The sequence below is a fragment of the Maribacter sp. Hel_I_7 genome (genome assembly GCF_000688315.1).
In the GTDB taxonomy this organism is placed as follows: domain Bacteria; phylum Bacteroidota; class Bacteroidia; order Flavobacteriales; family Flavobacteriaceae; genus Maribacter; species Maribacter stanieri.
On record NZ_JHZW01000002.1, the window covers coordinates 343057 to 361930 of the forward strand.

An 18874-nucleotide genomic window follows, 5' to 3' on the forward strand; every position below is an offset into this window, starting at 1 on the left:
TAAGAAAATGAAAATAAACAATAAAATACTAGGCGCTATAATCGGTGTTTCTTCTCTACTAATAACATCATGTGATGATGATGGAGGTAAAGTAATTGACGAAGTATTTGCTGAAACTACCAGAGGTGCCGTTTTAAGAACAATTGAATCTGGCGGAGTATTTGACCGTTTCGATACATCTACTTCTTTTGGCTTCACCTTTGAAGAGCAAGATTACGAAGATGGAGATTTGTTAGAAAAAGTTGATCTATACATTAGCTTTGAAGACAATACAGCGGGTAACGGTGATTCTACAGTTGATGAAATCTTAATAGAAACATTTCTTCCTTCTGATTTTACAGATGGTGAATTTGGTTTGCCAATAGCAAGCTATGAGACTACCTTAGCTAATGCTTTATCTTTATTAGGTTTAGTTGAAGGAGAGTTCGACGGTGGTGATGCAATTCAATATCGTTTGATCTTAACATTAACAGATGGTAGAACCTTTACTAACGATGACAGTACAGGTACAATTACAGGATCATTCTTTAATGCACCGTATTTCTACGGTCCAGTTATTAAATGTATCCCTCCAGCTCCAGTACCAGGTGAGTATACTATTGACTTAGTTGATAGTTATGGTGACGGATGGAATGGTGCATCTATTGATGTTGTTATCGATGGTGAAGCATCTTCATATACAATTCCAGATGGTAGTGCAGGTACACTTACTTTCACGGTACCAGAAGGAGCTACAGAATTTACATTAGAATTTGTTTCCGGTGCTTTTGATTCTGAAGTAACTTATGAAATTACTGCTCCAACAGGTGAAACTGCAATATCTGATGGACCAAGTCCGGCAGTTGGACCTATTACATTGAATATCTGTAACGGGTAGTCTTCGTAATTCTTAAATTAATCAATAGCTGCCCTCTTAACTTAGGGCAGCTATTTTGTTTAAACTAATTTTTAACACCCCCCCCGATATGCTAAATCTTTTCAACATAAATAGAGATTCAAGATTGATAATTGTAATTATACTTGTATCAATTACCCTATCATGTTCAAATCAAAAAAAAGAATCTTCAGAACAAATAGCATATAATCAAAATACAAATACCAAAATCTTCGAAAGCATTTCAAGTGAAATTAGTAACATCACATTCAGTAATAATCTAAAAGAAAACATGGAAACCTATGACAATGTTTTCAATTTTGACTACTTCTACAACGGTGCCGGAGTTGGTGTTGAAGACATTAACAATGATGGATTACTTGATATTATCTTTTCAGGAAACCAAGTTGAAAACAAACTATATCTAAACAAAGGTGATTTTAAATTTGAAGATATATCTAAATCGTCAGGTATTAACACTGGAAAAAAATGGAGTAATGGTGTAACCTTCGTTGACATCAATAATGATGGTTGGCAAGACATCTACATCTCTCAAGGTGGACCTAATAATAGAAGCAACAGAAACAATCTTCTATTCATCAATAATAAAGATTTAACTTTTACAGAAAAAGCACAAGAACTAGGATTAGATGATCCAGGCATATCCACACAATCCGCTTTTTTTGATTATGACAAAGACGGCGATCTAGATTGTGTTGTAATGAATGAAAATGAATTATACGGTTTAGACCCCATTTCACTTCTTAAAACGGTAAACACAACAGAAGATACCAAGTATTTTAATAGTAGTCACTTCTACAAGAACGTTGATGGTAAATTTATAGATGCTACAAAAGAAGTCGGCTTAGAAAACCCGGTTTTTGGTTTAGGTTTATGCGTCTCTGACATCAACTCAGATGGGTACTTAGACATCTATATTTCTAGTGATTATTATTTACCAGATGCCATTTATTTAAACGACCAGAACGGTAGTTTTATTAACTCAGTAAAAGATTTAACACAACAGGTTTCATTTTACGGTATGGGCTTAGATATTGCTGATATCAACAATGACCAATTACAAGATATATTTGTTCTAGACATGGCATCTAACGACAATTTTAGAGCAAAAACATTAATGGCTTCTATGAGCACAGATAAGTTTAATTACTTAACAAAAACAGTGGGTTTTCAACATCAATACATGTTTAACTCGCTACAACTTAACTTAGGCAACAACCATTACTCTAACATTTCTCAGTTAACTTCTATGGCTAGTTCTGATTGGAGCTGGTCAGTATTATTATCCGATTATAATAATGATGGATTAAAGGACGTATTCATCACTAACGGTTATCGTAAATATGCTTTGGACAATGATTTTCAAAATAAAGTATATAAAACTAAGGTAAAATATAAAGGCAATATTCCGAATAACATAAAACAGCAATTATATGATGAAATGCCTTCTGAAAGTCTTAGTAACCTCATGTATAAAAATGAAGGAAATCTAAATTTTAAGGAAGTAGGTAGCAACTGGGGTTTAGATGATCTTACCTTTAGCAATGGTGCCGCGCAAGGAGATTTTGATAATGACGGAGATCTTGATTTAATAATTAACAATATTGACCAAGAAGCAATTCTTTACAAGAACAAAACTGTAGAAAACAATTTAGGGAATTTCCTAAAAGTAACCGCACAAGGGAATACTTCAGAATCATTTTCGAAGATTACGATATCCCATGATAACAAAACCCAATACGAAGAGATTAAAAGAGTAAGAGGCTATATGTCATCTCAAGCAAACTCTGCACATTTTGGCGTTGGAAGTTCAACTTTGATTGACACAGTAAAAATTCAATGGCCTAGCGGTAAAGTTTCATATAAATACAATGTTAAAGCCAACTCTTCTATAATATTCAAAGAACAGGATGCCACATTAAATGAGCATTCATCTTTAATAGCAAGTAATTCTTATTTTAAATCTGAAACACCAAAAGCGTACAGTATTAATTTCACCCATCAAGAAACATTGTATGATGATTTTGAACAAGAAATTCTTTTACCCTACAAACAATCTAACACAGGGCCATTTATGGCTAAAGGTGATATTAATGGGGACGGAAGAGAAGATCTATATATAGGTGGCGGATCAGGCCAATCAGGTACTCTATACCTGCAAACGCAGAAAGGCTTTATAAACCAAACACCTAATTCATTTAAACAGGATAAAAATAAAGAGGATGCCGAATCTGTATTTTTTGATTTTGACAATGATGGCGACTTAGACCTTTATGTAGTCAGTGGTGGTAATGAGTATGGAGAAAGTTCTTCGTACTATGCAGATAGATTGTATTTAAATGATGGCAAGGGCGAGTTTACGAAACTAGATACTCCCGTTTTACAATCATATCCAAAGAGTGGAAAATCTGTAACCATAATTGATTTTGATAAAGATGGGGATAATGACGTTTTAGTAGGAAATAGAATAATACCACATAATTACCCAAAACATAGTGCATCAATTCTTTATGAGAATGACAATGGTATATTAAAAAATGTCTCAGAAAGTATCGCTCCAGATCTTGAAAATTTTGGATTGATCAACAGTATCATTACAACAGATTTTAATAATGATGGATGGCAAGATTTCATCGCTGTTGGCGAATGGACACCTATTGGTCTATTTCAAAATCACAACGGAAAGTTTCAACTTGTAGCAACCGAGAATACCGACCTAAATAGCAAAGGCTGGTGGTTTAAAATAAAAGAGACCGATATAAATAATGATGGTAAAAAAGATTATTTGATAGGAAATGTAGGTAGAAATATAAAATTTAAAGCAACCGATGAAAGCCCGTTTAAAATATTTGCAAATGATTTTGATAACAACGGAATCAATGATGTTGTTCTTAGTAAGAAATATCATGAAACTTACGTACCGGTTAGAGGCAGAGAATGCTCTTCACAGCAAATGCCCTTTATAAAAGATAAATTCTCTACTTATAATGATTTTGCCAATGCCACTATGGAAGACATTTATGGAGAAAAATTAAAAGAATCATATTCTAAAGAAGCTAATGAGTTTAATTCCATACTTCTTTTAAACAAAGGCGATAACAATTTCGAAAAAATCACTTTACCTAATGAGTGCCAATTATTTCCAACTTTGGCCATAACATTGTTTGACTTGAACAATGATGGATTCGAAGATTGTGTAATATCTGGCAACATTTATGAGACAGAAGTAGAAACACCCAGATTAGATGCTATTTCTGGTCTAGCATTAATTTCTAATGGAAAAGATGGATACACTCCTGTAACAATGGAAAAAACAGGACTTTATTTAAGAGGAAATGTAAAAAGTATGGAATCAATAAAATTCAATGACCAAACAATACTTGTTGCTGGATTTAACAATGATAAATTAAGAACATTCGAATTAACAAAAAATTAAACATCCTGAAGATAAGAGGTTTAAAAAAAATATTTAAATTATACCTCTTAAACAACCACACCATGAAAAAAATATTAATGTTTGCTATTACAGCTATAGCTAGCACCACATTACAAGCTCAATACTCTGGTCAAGTACCAACAAACTTAGGTGGTGCAAGTCAAAATGCAGCAGCTGGGGCCGTTATCTCTAATTTCTTAGGTCCGGTAAATGAAGCTTATCAAAAAAGACGTGAAATAGATTTAGATAAATTTCAAGGTTCACCTTATACATCTAATACTTTTGCCCCTACAGTCTTAAAATACAATGATGAAGTAGTTGGATCAATATATTATAGATACAATGCGCTAAACGAAGAAATTGAAATTAAAAAAACTGCCGCTGAAGAGGAAGCATATCAAGCATTGGTAAAAGACAAGGAAATTAGTTTACTAATTAATTCCAAGCCATTGAGTTTTAAAACTTTTGTAACGGACAAGAAAGCAACAATAAATGGTTACTTATCTCTTATTGAAAAAGGAAGTCAGTATGATTTATACGAAAGAACTCTTGTCAAATTTACTGAAGGTCAGCCTGCTCAAAATTCTTTTATAGCAGCCGTTCCAAGTAGATTTACAAAATTTACAGAATTTTACTTTCAAAAAACTGGAGTCAATAGAATTGACCAAATTCCTCAGAAAAACAACAAACTATTAAAGCTAGTTGATGACTCTAAAAAAGAAGAGCTGAAAATCTTCTTAAAAGAGAATAACCTGAACATTAAATCTAAACAAGATTTAATAAAAGTTTTTGAGTATTTAAACAGTTAATATATTTTACCATTAAGATTTACAACCGCCCAACAATTGTTGGGCGGTTTTTTTATACCTTTGCCCCATGCAAAAAACCACTCAGATTTATGGCTTAAGAGCCATTATAGAAGCTGTCAATTCAAATGAAGAGATAGACAAGGTATTTCTACAAAAAGGTCTTAAAGGAGACCTTATGAAAGAATTGGAAAGTTTATTGCGTCGTAACGAAATCAATATGGTCTATGTACCAATTGAAAAGTTAAACAGATTAACCAAAAGTAATCACCAAGGGGCAGTTGCAAATATCTCCCCTATTGCATTTCATACACTAGAAGATTTAGTAGAAAAGGCTAACGAAAAAGAAGGCCCTGCATTATTTTTACTATTAGACCAACTATCGGATGTACGTAATTTTGGTGCCATCATTAGAACTGCTGAATGCACTGGAGTTGATGGAATCATTGTACAGAAAAAAGGTGCAGCCCCCGTTACTGCAGATACCATTAAGACATCAGCTGGTGCAGCATATAAAGTTCCTATCGCAAAAATTGATCATTTAAAAGATGCCGTTTTCTATTTACAGGCATCAGGCATTAAAATTGTATCAGCTACTGAAAAAACAGATGATTCTGTTTATGATGTACCTTTTACAGATTCTATAGCTATTGTTATGGGAGCTGAAGATCGCGGTATTACACCATCAATTTTAAAGGCTTCGGACTATAGAGCTAAGTTACCGTTACTTGGCGAAATAGAATCTTTGAATGTATCTGTTGCTTGTGCAGTATTTTTATATGAAGCTGTTCGTCAACGTATGTAATATAACCTATTGCTGATCGCTTTTACGATTCTCTTTGTAGATATAGTTTATTGACAAACCATCATCTTCAATTAATTCTTCTTCATTTGGTAATTCTCTGAAGTTTCCATTTTCATCGAAGTGCTTTAAAAAGAGGTCGTCTTCTTCTTTAAAGTCCTCTTTTTCCCATTCATATTTTTTAGTTGGGGGAATACTAGCCTTAACAACCTTCGCTAAAAATAGACCCGTTAGAAACCCGGCCAAATGTCCTTCCCAAGACATGCCGTCTTTCACAGGAAATATATACCAGAGCATGCTTCCATAAATAAATACAACAATTAATGAAAGTGCTACTAGTCTAAAATGAGAACTAAAAATTCCTTTAAAAAAAATAAAACTTGCAAGAACATATATAAATCCACTTGCTCCAATATGGTAAGATGTTCTACCAATTAGCCAAGTTATTAAGCCTGACAACAAAATACCATACACCAATACTTTCCAAGCAACATCCCTATAAAAATACCATAATGCCGAAAGTAGAATACCCAAGGGAATTGTATTGTTATATAAATGCTCAAGAGAGCCATGAATAAACGGACTCAATACTACACCGCGAAGACCTAAAAGAGTTCTAGGCTTCACTCCCATTTCATTAAAATTAACTCCAATAACAAGTTCTACCCAGTAAACGACCCATATGAGAATCATGGCCATTAGAGGAATACCCAATATTTTATTAGAAAACTTAAAATGTCCCATTTCTGACATGAGCTTGTTTTGGTATTGGAATTACAATTATACTACCAACGTTTACAAATTGGTCATATTGTCATTCAAAACCTTACTTAACAATCAATTGGCACATTACTTTTATTTTCTCTTTTAAGATTATCATACTTTTGTACTATGAACGAACCTTTAGCAGAACGCGTACGCCCAAAAACATTAGATGAATACATTAGTCAAAACCATTTAGTTGGTGAAAAAGGTTCTCTTACGCACCAAATTAAAAGAGGAATCATTCCTTCGCTAATACTTTGGGGACCTCCTGGTACCGGCAAAACTACTTTAGCCAATATTATTGCGGAACAAAGTAAAAGACCCTTTTACATTTTAAGTGCAATTAATAGTGGTGTAAAGGACATTCGTGAAGTAATTGATAAGGCGAAGCAAGCAGGCGGATTGTTTACCGCAAAAAATCCTATTCTATTTATTGATGAGATACATAGGTTCAGTAAATCTCAACAAGACTCATTACTAGCAGCTGTAGAAAAAGGTTGGGTAACTTTAATTGGGGCTACTACAGAAAACCCAAGTTTTGAGGTAATACCAGCACTACTCTCTCGTTGCCAAGTATATGTATTAAATGCATTTGGAAAAGATGATTTAGAAAACCTTATTAAAAGGGCAATGGAGAAAGATTCATTGCTTAAATCTAAAAATATAAAGCTTGAAGAAACAGAAGCCTTGTTACGTTTATCTGGAGGTGATGGCAGAAAATTATTAAACATTTTTGAGCTAGTAGTTAATTCAGAAGCAAGTGACAACATTGTTATCACCAATGAATTGGTTTTATCAAAAGTTCAGAAAAATACAGTTCTTTATGATAAAACCGGTGAGCAGCATTATGATATTATATCGGCTTTTATAAAATCCATCAGAGGTAGTGACCCCAATGGTGCGGTGTATTGGTTGGCACGAATGATTGAAGGTGGTGAAGATGTTAAGTTCATAGCCCGTAGAATGCTCATTTCCGCTTCTGAAGATATAGGCTTAGCAAACCCTACCGCTTTGGTAATGGCAAACACCACCTTTCAAGCAGTAACAACTATTGGCTATCCGGAAGCACGTATAGTCCTTAGCCAGTGTGCCATTTACTTAGCAACCTCAGCAAAGAGCAATGCTAGTTATATGGCTATTGGAAAAGCACAACAAGCAGTTAAGCAAACAGGAAATTTAACTGTACCGCTTCCGCTAAGAAATGCACCCACAAAACTAATGAAAGACTTAGGTTATGGTCAAGAATATAAATATGCCCACGACTACCAGAACAATTTCGTAGACGCTGAATTTTTACCTGAAGAACTCACAGGTACAACATTTTACAAACCAGGTAATAATGCCCGTGAAAAAGCACTTAGCGATTTCTTAAAGAATAGATGGAAAGAGAAATATGATTTTTAAAATTTGATATTTAATTCTTCTTGAATTAATTTATCGTTTTCATAATATTCAAAAATCCAATTGCCTTCTTTTTGGTACACCATACCATTCTTGGTATCGGTTTTTGCCATGAAAACATTGTCAGCTGAACTCTTTAGTAAGTTCATTCTAACTTTTGGCGTGCTGTCTACTAACTGAAAACCATTATCTGTAGCTTGTGCGTACCACATATCTTTAGCACTTGGTTTTTTAATCTCTAGACTTTTAAAAGCAGGCTTCTCAGCTTCTGTTTTTTTAATATTAGATTCAACAGGAGTATTGTCTTTGTAATATTGAGTTTTCTCTGTTTCTTTTGAAATAACCGTTGGCTCTTTTTGAGAACTCACCACTTCAGTAGTTTTTTCAATTTGAATTATTTTATCGGCTTTAGATTCATCTAGTTTTTTAACGTCATTTCTAAAATCAACGGTAACAGCTTCGTTCTTTTCACTTTTACCACTGTATGTATAGTTCATTCCATTAAACGAACGCATAGCTTCTCTAATGGCTTCGTTATACGCTTCTTTGTATTGCTTCTCTTTGCTTATACCCTGCATAGAACTAAATACAATTTCATCGTTACAATCAATTAAGTTAATAATTGTCTTGGTAGAAAACATGCTACTATCATCTTGTATATCTGCAGACAACCCTAAGCACCTATTAAATTTTAAATCCTCGGGTAAATTATCATCATAAACTGCATTAAAATCTTTTCCTGTAAATAGATACTTAACCAATGTACTTGTTTGGTATTCGTTCATATTTTTAAAGGCATCAAACTTTTTTGGTACAATGATATATTTATAATCATCTAAATTTGTTTGTGCAAAAGTGCTATAACCTATAAATGTGAATAGTAATGCGATAACTGTTTTCAAAACGACCTATATTTTAAATTCATGGTAATATATGAAAAAAGCATGCCAAAAAAATAAAATATGATGAAGAAGATATGCTTCTAATTACGACCCCAGGAAATAATATTCAACCCAAATTGAAAGGAAGCATAGTTAGTATCGGCAATATTGTTATAAGATAACAAGTTATCGGCCATTATATAAAAATTAACCGGTCCGGCTTGTAGATTCATACCTAAACCTACATTGGTATAACTAAATTTATCTACGGTATAAGTACCTTTCAAAGCTAAAATATTCCCAATTCTACGAGTGTAAAAACCGGTCAAAGCCATTTGTGGACCTCTAGGTCTATTAATAACATATAATTGACCACCAACTGAATTTCTATATTTGGTACGGAGTTCTCCACCACCCGAAGACCCTGCCGTACAATCACAACTTTGTTGTCCCTCTTTACCAACCGGCTCTCCAAAATCATTTCTTATAGATGCGTACAATTTAGTAGGTCTAAAAGAAACATAACTTTTCGTGTCGGTTTCAAAAGGGACTTCTGCCTCTATATCATCTACCAAATCTTGCCAAAAATCTCGATCTAGGCTGGCAAAATTTTCTAAAACATTTATTTGAATACCCTCTACCGTTGTGTTTCCTTTAAGGCTGTAACTTTTAGGGTCGCTAGAATGATAAATAAACCCTACATCTAATAAACTTCCAGTTATAGTAGTTCTTTCGGTTAGGTGATACGTAAAACCAACATCTATTCCTAAACCAAGATCTCCGCCAAAAAGAGCTCTACTTATAATCTCATTTGTTAGCGTATCTGAATCACTGGCATTATCTAAATCTTGAAGCCCAGAGGTACGTAATAACAAATCTGCATTTAGATTGGTTGCTATTAAATTGTTCTGACCTTCTGTATTGCTCAAATGTCCATTATTAGAAGTGGAACTATAATCAACAATTCCTGAATAAATTTTACCTCTTCCACCTATCGTTAAATTACGATCTACTTTTTTATTGACACCAAAATGTAAAACGTTGACCAAAGAACCCTGCGTCTTTAAATCACCCAAGTCAAATCTTCTTCCCAGTTGATCTGCATTACCATCAAATATTAATGAAGCATAATCTTGTGGCCAATAGGTAATATTATCAAACTCTAAATATCCACCAAACGAATAAAAAAGATTTGGGTTCTCTCCTCTAAATCCTCCAGTTAAGTATTCAAGTTGTATTGTAGAACTAAATTCGTCTTTAGGTGTCAATGTATTTAAAGCTCGCTCCCTAAATTTTACATTAATATCAACACCATCATCAGCAAAGATATCATGTACAGATATACCGTTAGAACCCCCATATCCAGAAATACCGGATAATAAAGGCACACCGGCAAACCATTTAAAATCTGTTTCAACACCTGGGTTTACAGAAAGTGACTGAGGAATTTCATTAAAATCGTAGAGAACCGATTTATTCTGGGCAATAGCTCCCGAAGTAAATAACATAGATATTACAAAAAGGCAACGTGTTAATCTCATTGCAATTCCAATGTGAATTTTGCGCTAGAGCGAAGCACTACCGAAGGGTCTGGTAAATCTGACTCGCTGCTATTATCACCTAAGTTAATAGCCGTTAAACGTATTTCTGAAGTAGACTTAATTATATCTAAACTTTTACCCGTAGCACCATAAGCGACATCACGAGATAATATTGCCGTTGGTGCAGCATCCATTCTAAAAACTTCTGTATCTAAAATATTTTCACCTTCATCTAAAAACTCAAGTCTAATCTCAATAGGCTTACTGGTAGTATTTTCCAATTCATAGGTCAATACGCCTTCAAGTACTCTTTTCGTAAAAAAAGGCTCTTCAAAAGCATCAAAATTAAAATTTTGGGTAAAAAAACTGAGTCCGGCTACTCTATTTATTAAACTTTCCTGTGCCTTTACATAAAAAATACTAGTCTCGTAATCTGGGGTAATTTCTAGATTATCTAGCTGGTCAAAATCTTGATTCTCAGAACAAGAAGTTACCAATAGAAAACCAAGTAAAGCCATACAAAGTATACGTACCCCTTTCATCACCAATTCAAAGTTTAAGCAAATAGGCACAAGCCTATAGTTATAGTAACTCTATAAAAGGGATTTTATTTCTTCTAAATTGTAAATTATGGGAGATACATCATGTGTTTCCTCTTTATGAGCGTTAAAATGTAGGGTATGAAAACCTACAGATTTAGCCCCAATAATATCAGCTTCTAAACTATCACCGATCATTAAAGATTTTTCAGGTATGGCACCAGCTCTATTTAAAGCCAAATTGAAAATTATAGGATTAGGCTTTTTAACGCCTGCCATTTCAGAATCTATTATTTGATCAAAATAACTGTGTATACCAGAATTGATAAGCTTCTTTTCCTGTACTTCTTGAAAACCGTTGGTGATTATATGTAGTTTATATTTAGGTTTTAAGTAATTCAACACTTCAATTGCATTAGGGAACAAGGTATTGAAAGAAGAGAGATTATTGATATACTCATCTGACAATAAATGTATTAAATCATCTTTAGCAGCATAACCCATAGTATCAAAAACAGATTTTAACCGTTGGTATCGCAACTCCTCTTTGGTAATTTTTTCTTCCCTAAATAATCTCCAAAACTTTAAGTTGGCGGGCATATAAACTTCCAAGAAATCTTCTAGTTCTAAAGCTACGTTTTGCTCCTTGAAAATTTTTTGAAACGTAAATGCTGAATTCTTATCAAAATCCCAAAGGGTGTGATCTAAATCAAAAAATACATCTGTGACTTTATTTTCAAACATGTTGCTCTTTTATTATTTCAGCGTAAATAGCCATCCAATCACGGTCTTCCTTATTCCCTAGCACTTCGTTAGAAAACATCGTTATCAGCGTTCCATTTACTTTTTGGACCTCATTGGTAATCTGTTGTACTTGACGCAGTAAATCTTGGTCCTTTTTAATTTTAGACAACGATATATCGTGTACTGCGAAAGGATGTACTTTTATAGGTTGTTTTACTTCTAGTGGAATATCATAGAATTGAAATGTAGTACACGTACCTGCCCTAAACCCAAGTTCAAAAGTATAACCCATGGTATAGTCATCCGTAAATTCTGCGGCAATTAAATTACGATAGGTTTGTGGTACATCTACCCTATTATAACGCATCTTAGAATTATTTACCGGTCTATTGATAACCACTTCTAGATTGGCTTTCTCTTTCTTCAGTAATTCTAAATTTGAAAATGAACTGTAGCTAGCTGCCAAGGAAACCGGCACATAATCTGCCACATATTTTATAAGCGATTTAAATCGGATGCTATTGGTAGAAACGTTTTTATCATACTTAGAATAATCTGCAAATTGAAAGAAGAAATTACATTTCACTTTATATTTTTTATGCAAGGCAATTATTTCTGCATAATTATCATAGGGGTCTTTCTGCCTGTTTATCCCCACCGCAATACGTTCAACAACCCTTTTAAGCTTTAGTGTACCAACATCTAACAATAAACCAACCAAACCACGTACAACACCCCTATTTGCATAGCAATGCGATGTAGCAACATCTAAAACAGATATGAAATCATAGGTTTTGTCCTTATGCTCTAGTTCTGGAAAACGTTCTTTAAGTGCGTCTAACAATTTAAACGCCCAAATATCCACTACAGGTTTTTGAAGAAATCCGTGTTGGAAGGCAACACTGTCTTTTGGTGAAAACCTACCATGAATATCCTTTACATGAGGTAAATACTCCTCATATCTAGAAAGCATAAAAAAACTGGCAGCAAACATATCAAAAGGCAGAATGCTTTTCTCCCCTGCCTGAAAAAAACAAGGAACTCCATCCCAGTCCGCAATATTTAATTGAATATCATTTATTCCTTGTTCAAATAACAACTCATTGCTTCTAATAAAAAATTCGTTTTGTAACGGTTGCTTCGTATACGTGATTTTGGGTCCCGTATGCTTTATAAACTCTTCTACTTTAGTGGTAAAATCGAGCTCAACGCCCAAAATATTCACAAAGATATGTCTCATGATATAGGTAAGCCGCGGTGTAATCTTATGCGTGTAAATCAATAACATCTATAGAATTTTTTCGTCTGCAAAGCTATAGTAACTTTTTTGGGTAATGATCAAATGATCCAACACTTTAATATCTAAAGTTTCGCTAGCTACTTTTATCTTCTGGGTAATCTGTTTATCTGCCGCACTTGGTCTTAACGTACCAGAAGGGTGATTATGTGCCAAAATAATTGCAACAGCACCAAGTTCCAGAGCTTGTTTCATAACAATACGCACATCTACCAAAGTACCGGTAATACCACCTTTACTTAATTGCGCCTTGTGCAATACTTTATTGGAATTATTTAGAAAGAGAATCCAAAATTCTTCATGCTCCAAATCTCCCAGTAGTGGTTGTAAAATCTCGTATACATCTTTACTACTACCAATTTTTTCTATTTTGGCGGCACCTTCTCCTCTTCTCCTTCTTCCTATTTCTAAAGCTGCGGCAATACTTACTGCTTTTGCTTCCCCAATACCTTTAAAGGTCATTAGCTGTTTAATGGACAGCCTACCAAGTTCATTCAGGTTATTGTCTACGGATGCCAAAATTCGTTTAGATAGTTCCACAGCACTTTCAGACCTACTTCCTGAACCTATTAAAATGGCAATTAATTCAGCATCAGATAATACCGATCTACCTTTCTGTACTAGTTTTTCTCTAGGCTTGTCATCATCTGACCAATTTTTAATGGAGAACGAAGTGGGTTTGTCGTGCATTGGATAAAGATACAGAACAAATTATTTTATGGTAAATTTATACATCAATTAAAAAACCGACATGAAATCATTATTAAACAAAGAGGCTTTCGAGGAAATTAAAAATAGAATTGAACTACTTACCGAAAACTCTGAGAGAGGTTGGGGAAAAATGACCGTTGGTCAAATGTGTTGGCATTGCCAGTATCCTTTAAAATTGGCCATAGCCAATAAACCTAATAGTTCTAAAGGAAATTGGTTTATTAAAACCTTCTTCAAAAAATCGCTTTACAATGATAAACCATGGAGAAAAAGTTTACCTACAGCACCTCAATTAAAAGCTAAAGAAGATAAAGATTTTATATCTGAGCATAACATTCTTAAAATGCTAGTTGCTGATTTCTATGCCGTACGTGATCGTGAAGAATGGTATCCACATCCTGCTTTTGGTCCGTTTACTAAAGAGCAATGGGGTCAGGTACAATACAAACATTTAGACCACCATTTAAAGCAATTTGGAGTATAACTTGATTGTTGGATGTTGGATGTTGGATGTTGGATGTTGGATGTTGGATGTTTGAAATATCAAATTCAAGTTCAAAAAACTCAAGAATTAATACTTTTTACTTTGTAATTCCCACCTTAACTCATCAACTCTTGAAATTTCCTTAAATCAAATCCACCATAATTACCTGAGCTCATAAGTAACAATGTGGTGTTATCATACGACTGACTTTCCAAGTATTCATGAAAGGAAGCTGCATCGGTAAAAATCTTTAAATCTTTTCTTTGAAATGCTTCTGATATTTGTTCAGGAGTTACCGCTTCTAACTTCTTTATGGCAACAGATTCTGGTAAGAAGAAAATTACCGCTTCATCTGCAGCATCTAAGGCTCCCTTATATTCTTTTAAAAATTCAGGGTTAAAGCTACTATAGGTATGCAACTCTAAACAAGCAATTAATTTTCTGTTTGGGTATTGCTCTTTTACAGCATTGGTAGTTGCCGCAACCTTGCTTGGCGAATGGGCAAAATCTTTATAGGCGATACTAGTTGATGCCTCTGCAATTTTCTCTAATCGTTTAGAAGCTCCGCTAAAAGTTGCTATTGCCTCATAAAAATCTTCTTCATCAACCCCCATATTCTGACAAATCCATTTTGCTCCTGCCAAATTACTTAGGTTATGCTTGCCAAATACTTCAATTGGCATTGGCCCTTCATTAGTTTCCAATAGCGTTTCACCATCTTCAACAGTATATTCTGGAGTAGTATATGGTAATTTTCTAATCGCATTTTCAGAAGCTTCAACTACTTCTTTAACTACCTCATCTTCTATGTTATATGTTATAGAACCACCGTTTACAATACTATCTACAAATATTTTAAACTGCTCAACGTAATTTTCAAAAGTTGGAAATACATTAATATGATCCCAAGCAATACCACTCAACAACGCTATATTAGGCTGATATAAATGAAATTTTGGTCGTCTATCTATTGGAGAAGACAAATACTCATCTCCTTCTAAAACTATAAAATCATTATCCTCAGTTAAGTGCACCATTCTATCAAACCCATCTAATTGGGCACCTACCATATAATCTACTTCAATATCATGGAAATTGAGCACATGTAATATCATAGAAGTAATGGTTGTTTTACCATGACTTCCGCCAATAACTACTCTCGTTTTATTTTTGGATTGCTCGTATAAAAATTCAGGATAAGAGTATATCGTAATACCTAATTCTTGCGCTTTCAGCAATTCAGGATTATCTGCTTTTGCATGCATTCCAAGAACAATGGCATCTAAATCACTTGTTATTTTTTCAGGAAACCATCCAAACGCTACTGGTAATAACCCTTTGGCAGCAAGTCTAGATTTAGAAGGTTCAAAAATGACATCATCACTACCCGTAATTACATATCCTTTGTGCTCTAATGCCAGCGCTAAATTGTGCATAGCACTTCCTCCTATTGCAATAAAATGTATTCGCATTCCTAAAATTTAGGTGGCAAAGATACGTATTGTGCTACTATTATTACCTACTTCCTTACATTCTCAAGAGTTGAAAATCAGCTATTCCGAAGCATTTTTACCGATGAAATGCGCATATTTTTAACACTTCCTATCATATTTAGTAGTATTCACCCTACATTTTAACACTTTTACAACATATAGTTTCTTACGATAGCTTTCACAAATACCTTTAACGCTCATTAATCATATTCACAACTAACCCCCTATTAATGAATATATTAAAATTAAGGCTCTTTACTATAATGTTTTTCATACTTAGTTTGTCAAACTTAGTTAATGCACAATGCGCAGGTAATGACATTACAATAGAAGTATGCAATAAAGATGCCGACGTCGCTAATCGCGATTATGATCTATTCTCACAACTAGGTGGTTCACCTACCGTTGGCGGAACATGGTCAACCACAAATCCAGAAAATTTCTATGCATTAAATCAAAACACAGGTGTGGTTGATCTTTGGCGTATTAATAATTTTGGAACGCATTCATTTGTCTATACCAATACTTCATGTAACCAAACGGCAACTGTAACTATTAATTTAGGTGGTTATCCTGGTGAAGATAATGTTGACGGTAGTGCCAATGCCTGCGGAGATGACAATAGCGTAAACCTTCACGGATTTCTAGGAAGTAATGTTGATGGTAAAGTACAAGACTTTAATGGGCTTTGGGAAGAAGACCCTAGTACGTTTACCGGTTTCTTAGAAGATAATATCTTTAATGCCCAAGCCGCTGGAACCGGTATTTATATTTTCACCTATACCGTACCAGATGTAAATAGTTGTACTGGTAGAACCGCAACGGTAGTTTTAGAAGTTCACCCGCCGCCAAATGCCGGTTTTGCAACAAGCGTAAACTTTTGTGCCAACGATGACTTTTCACCCTTTACCAATTTTGACCTCAACGGACAATTGACAGGCGAAGATCCCAATGGAACATGGTCAGAAAGCGGCACCAATCAACTAAGTGATCTAAATGATTCAATTATTAATATTCAAGAGCTGTACGATAATTTCGGCTACAATTCATTTTCATTTACGTATACAGTATTTCCTACGCATCCCGTTTGCGAAAAGAGAGAAGTATCCGTTGTTATAGATATTCTTCCTGTTTTAGTTGGAGATATTATTGCCGATAATATATGTTTTGGACAAGATTATGTAGTTGACCTAGAGTATGATGCCAACCTTTTGCATAATGGATCTTTTTTAATAGGGTATACTATTGATGGTTCCCCAGGAGTTGCAGCCGCATCATTATCTGGAGGAATCGGTGATTTTATAGTCGATCCGGATTTAGTACCCCTTAATCAGACGGTTACATTAGAAATAACAGGAATTACCAGTGTTACACCCATTAGGGATGTTTGTCCAAGAGTATTTGTACCACCTACTACGTTTTTAGTGGCAAGCTCCATAGCCGATGTTGCAGATATATGTGTACAGACTGATGCCACTGTTACCATAAACAATATATTGGATACTAGCGGTAATTTTGCAAATGGCACTTTTACTACTGAATATGTTTTAACGAGACCAGATGCCAGTACAGAAACTTCAGAAACTTTTGAATTAGCGTTTACAAATGGTAATGCAACGTTTAGCATAGCAGGAAGCAATTTTTCTGACGGTGGTGAATATGAAGTTAGCCCCACCATCTTAAATACATTTCCAACCAACTGTAATCTAGCTGATATATTTATCGTAACCCCGTTACCAGATGCCATTCAGCTAGACCTCATCGTAGACAATAATTGCGATGCCACACAAATAGATGTTTTGGTAGATGCGCCTATATTACCAAATGGCACATATACTATTACCTATGATGTAACAGAACTAGGTTCCAATACGGTACTTACCACAAATACCATAAATTTCACGGGCGGTACTGCTGCTTATCAAATTGATGTAGATGCATTACCATTAGGTAATTATACTGCAAGTGTACGAAGCATACAAAACGACACTACACCATGTAGACTAGATTTTGAGTTTGAAGAGAATGAAAATTTCTCAAGAGGCGGAGTGCCAGAAGCACCGCAAGCAGCTATTAACCAAACATTTTGTTTAAGCGATTTTCCTGGCGGTCCAACCCTAATGGACATTGAAGTGACCGCAGCAGCAGATATCTTGTTTTACGATACACTAACGGACACTACCATCTTGCCAATTTCAACGGCATTGGTAGATGGTGAAGATTATTTTATAACCAACAGCGATCCACTGACTAATTGCGAGGGTACAGAACGTATTCAGGTAACAGTTAGTTTTAGTAATCCCAATGCGCCAACAAGCACTAATGTAAATCCGTTGTTCTGTGCTGAAGATAATCCTACATTAGCCGACATAACTATTGATGTTATTCCTGGCAGTTCGGTTACGTGGTTTAATACTGACAATACCGAATTAGCAGCATCTACCGTTCTTGTTGATGGTCAATCTTATTTTGCAGCAACAAATAGTGGCGGTTGCAACAGCTCAGAACGGTTAGAGGTAACACCCACTGTAATAACAGTTGTACCAACTTCTTTGCTAGCAGATAATTTAGCAGTCTGTGGCTTAGATAATCCAACAGTATTAGCACTAAGATCTTTAGAAAGTGAAACAGAAAACGAAGTTCTTTGGTATTCTACAGAAACTGGCGGTATTGCCTTAACTGATGATGTACCGTTGGTAGTAGATACAATTTACTATGCTGAAAATTACAATACGCTTACAGGTTGCTCTACTAACACAAGATTACCTGTTACTATAGATTTCAGTGATTGTGATCCAGAAAATTATGACTTTTTTATCCCAGACGGGTTCTCACCGAATGCCGATGGCAGAAACGATACATTTTTCATCCCTAACATAGAAGTCATATTTCCCAACTATACGTTAGAAATTTTAAACAGGTACGGTACTACGTTATTTAGTGGAGACAAAACCAACCCTGCTTGGGATGGTAGAAATGGGTCATCTACCGCACCTAACGGTGTCTACTTCTACATTATAAATTACAATAAAGGTAATTCTGAACCTATACAAGGTCGCTTATACTTAAACAGATAACC

The 18874-nt window shown here is 34.7% G+C and carries 15 protein-coding genes; 7 read left to right on the forward strand and 8 right to left on the reverse strand.

Annotated features, from left to right (window positions below; all coding sequences use genetic code 11):
* The first annotated feature begins 7 nt into the window (after positions 1-7).
* The 4 genes from P178_RS21345 to rlmB all read left to right on the forward strand — a co-directional run bounded on the left by P178_RS21345 (position 8) and on the right by rlmB (position 5942).
* Positions 8-877: a hypothetical protein gene (locus P178_RS21345; protein WP_051638156.1), complete on the forward strand. Its 870-nt coding sequence runs from the start codon at positions 8-10 to the stop codon at positions 875-877.
* An 88-nt stretch (positions 878-965) separates the two neighbouring features.
* Positions 966-4331 carry a VCBS repeat-containing protein gene (locus tag P178_RS0103065; RefSeq protein ID WP_051638157.1) on the forward strand — a complete coding sequence of 1122 codons (3366 nt, stop codon included), beginning with the start codon at positions 966-968 and terminating at the stop codon, positions 4329-4331.
* A 62-nt stretch (positions 4332-4393) separates the two neighbouring features.
* Positions 4394-5140, forward strand: a complete 747-nt coding sequence (locus P178_RS0103070) for a hypothetical protein (RefSeq protein ID WP_027064836.1) — start codon at positions 4394-4396, stop codon at positions 5138-5140.
* A 67-nt stretch (positions 5141-5207) separates the two neighbouring features.
* Positions 5208-5942, forward strand: coding sequence for a 23S rRNA (guanosine(2251)-2'-O)-methyltransferase RlmB (gene rlmB / locus P178_RS0103075; protein ID WP_027064837.1), 735 nt, complete (start codon positions 5208-5210; stop codon positions 5940-5942).
* A gap of 6 nt (positions 5943-5948) precedes the next feature.
* Here the strand turns inward: rlmB and P178_RS0103080 are convergent, their stop codons facing one another.
* Complete coding sequence (locus P178_RS0103080) at positions 5949-6692, reverse strand: rhomboid family intramembrane serine protease (RefSeq protein WP_027064838.1); 744 nt, start codon at positions 6690-6692, stop codon at positions 5949-5951.
* Positions 6693-6830: 138 nt separating this feature from the next.
* Here P178_RS0103080 and P178_RS0103085 point away from each other — a divergent pair, with 138 nt between their 5' ends.
* Positions 6831-8108, forward strand: coding sequence for a replication-associated recombination protein A (locus P178_RS0103085; protein ID WP_027064839.1), 1278 nt, complete (start codon positions 6831-6833; stop codon positions 8106-8108).
* Here the strand turns inward: P178_RS0103085 and P178_RS0103090 are convergent.
* From P178_RS0103090 to radC, 6 genes are all read right to left on the reverse strand, one after another.
* Entirely contained in the window at positions 8105-9007 is a 903-nt protein-coding gene (locus P178_RS0103090; protein ID WP_027064840.1) for a hypothetical protein, read from the reverse strand. The two genes, P178_RS0103085 and P178_RS0103090, sit on opposite strands and share 4 nt — an antisense overlap.
* 80 nt (positions 9008-9087) lie before the next feature.
* Positions 9088-10527 carry a DUF5723 family protein gene (locus P178_RS0103095; protein WP_027064841.1) on the reverse strand — a complete coding sequence of 480 codons (1440 nt, stop codon included), beginning with the start codon at positions 10525-10527 and terminating at the stop codon, positions 9088-9090.
* The gene (locus tag P178_RS0103100) at positions 10524-11069 is read right to left on the reverse strand and encodes a hypothetical protein (protein WP_027064842.1); all 546 of its coding nucleotides are present in this window, start codon (positions 11067-11069) and stop codon (positions 10524-10526) included. Before P178_RS0103100 ends, P178_RS0103095 begins: the two co-directional genes overlap by 4 nt.
* Positions 11070-11120: 51 nt before the next feature.
* Positions 11121-11810: a YjjG family noncanonical pyrimidine nucleotidase gene (locus tag P178_RS0103105; protein ID WP_027064843.1), complete on the reverse strand. Its 690-nt coding sequence runs from the start codon at positions 11808-11810 to the stop codon at positions 11121-11123.
* The gene (locus P178_RS0103110) at positions 11803-13050 is read right to left on the reverse strand and encodes a polysaccharide deacetylase family protein (protein ID WP_231500497.1); all 1248 of its coding nucleotides are present in this window, start codon (positions 13048-13050) and stop codon (positions 11803-11805) included. Before P178_RS0103110 ends, P178_RS0103105 begins: the two co-directional genes overlap by 8 nt.
* A gap of 48 nt (positions 13051-13098) precedes the next feature.
* Entirely contained in the window at positions 13099-13797 is a 699-nt protein-coding gene (radC, locus tag P178_RS0103115) for a RadC family protein (RefSeq protein WP_027064845.1), read from the reverse strand.
* A gap of 61 nt (positions 13798-13858) precedes the next feature.
* On the opposite strand from radC, the gene P178_RS0103120 reads away from it, so the two are divergent.
* A complete protein-coding gene (locus P178_RS0103120; RefSeq protein ID WP_027064846.1) occupies positions 13859-14302 on the forward strand; it encodes a DUF1569 domain-containing protein in 444 nt (147 codons plus the stop codon).
* 116 nt (positions 14303-14418) lie between these two features.
* Here P178_RS0103120 and P178_RS0103125 read toward each other — a convergent pair whose 3' ends face one another.
* Positions 14419-15774, reverse strand: coding sequence for a UDP-N-acetylmuramate--L-alanine ligase (locus tag P178_RS0103125; RefSeq protein ID WP_027064847.1), 1356 nt, complete (start codon positions 15772-15774; stop codon positions 14419-14421).
* Between the two features lie 251 nt (positions 15775-16025).
* Between P178_RS0103125 and P178_RS0103130 the strand changes: the two genes are divergently transcribed.
* Positions 16026-18872 carry a gliding motility-associated C-terminal domain-containing protein gene (locus P178_RS0103130; RefSeq protein ID WP_081819382.1) on the forward strand — a complete coding sequence of 949 codons (2847 nt, stop codon included), beginning with the start codon at positions 16026-16028 and terminating at the stop codon, positions 18870-18872.
* The last annotated feature ends 2 nt before the right edge of the window (positions 18873-18874 follow it).

Bases quoted from the DNA above. Each gene is read 5' to 3' on its own strand.
- P178_RS0103070 (WP_027064836.1), top strand. From the start codon at position 4,394: ATGAAAAAAATATTAATGTTTGCTATTACAGCTATAGCTAGCACCACA.
- P178_RS0103110 (WP_231500497.1), bottom strand. From the start codon at position 13,050: ATGAGACATATCTTTGTGAATATTTTGGGCGTTGAGCTCGATTTTACC.
- P178_RS0103125 (WP_027064847.1), bottom strand. From the start codon at position 15,774: ATGCGAATACATTTTATTGCAATAGGAGGAAGTGCTATGCACAATTTA.
- radC (WP_027064845.1), bottom strand. From the start codon at position 13,797: ATGCACGACAAACCCACTTCGTTCTCCATTAAAAATTGGTCAGATGAT.
- P178_RS0103120 (WP_027064846.1), top strand. From the start codon at position 13,859: ATGAAATCATTATTAAACAAAGAGGCTTTCGAGGAAATTAAAAATAGA.
- P178_RS0103080 (WP_027064838.1), bottom strand. From the start codon at position 6,692: ATGTCAGAAATGGGACATTTTAAGTTTTCTAATAAAATATTGGGTATT.
- P178_RS0103085 (WP_027064839.1), top strand. From the start codon at position 6,831: ATGAACGAACCTTTAGCAGAACGCGTACGCCCAAAAACATTAGATGAA.
- P178_RS0103095 (WP_027064841.1), bottom strand. From the start codon at position 10,527: ATGAGATTAACACGTTGCCTTTTTGTAATATCTATGTTATTTACTTCG.
- P178_RS21345 (WP_051638156.1), top strand. From the start codon at position 8: ATGAAAATAAACAATAAAATACTAGGCGCTATAATCGGTGTTTCTTCT.
- P178_RS0103105 (WP_027064843.1), bottom strand. From the start codon at position 11,810: ATGTTTGAAAATAAAGTCACAGATGTATTTTTTGATTTAGATCACACC.
- P178_RS0103130 (WP_081819382.1), top strand. From the start codon at position 16,026: ATGAATATATTAAAATTAAGGCTCTTTACTATAATGTTTTTCATACTT.
- P178_RS0103065 (WP_051638157.1), top strand. From the start codon at position 966: ATGCTAAATCTTTTCAACATAAATAGAGATTCAAGATTGATAATTGTA.
- rlmB (WP_027064837.1), top strand. From the start codon at position 5,208: ATGCAAAAAACCACTCAGATTTATGGCTTAAGAGCCATTATAGAAGCT.
- P178_RS0103100 (WP_027064842.1), bottom strand. From the start codon at position 11,069: ATGAAAGGGGTACGTATACTTTGTATGGCTTTACTTGGTTTTCTATTG.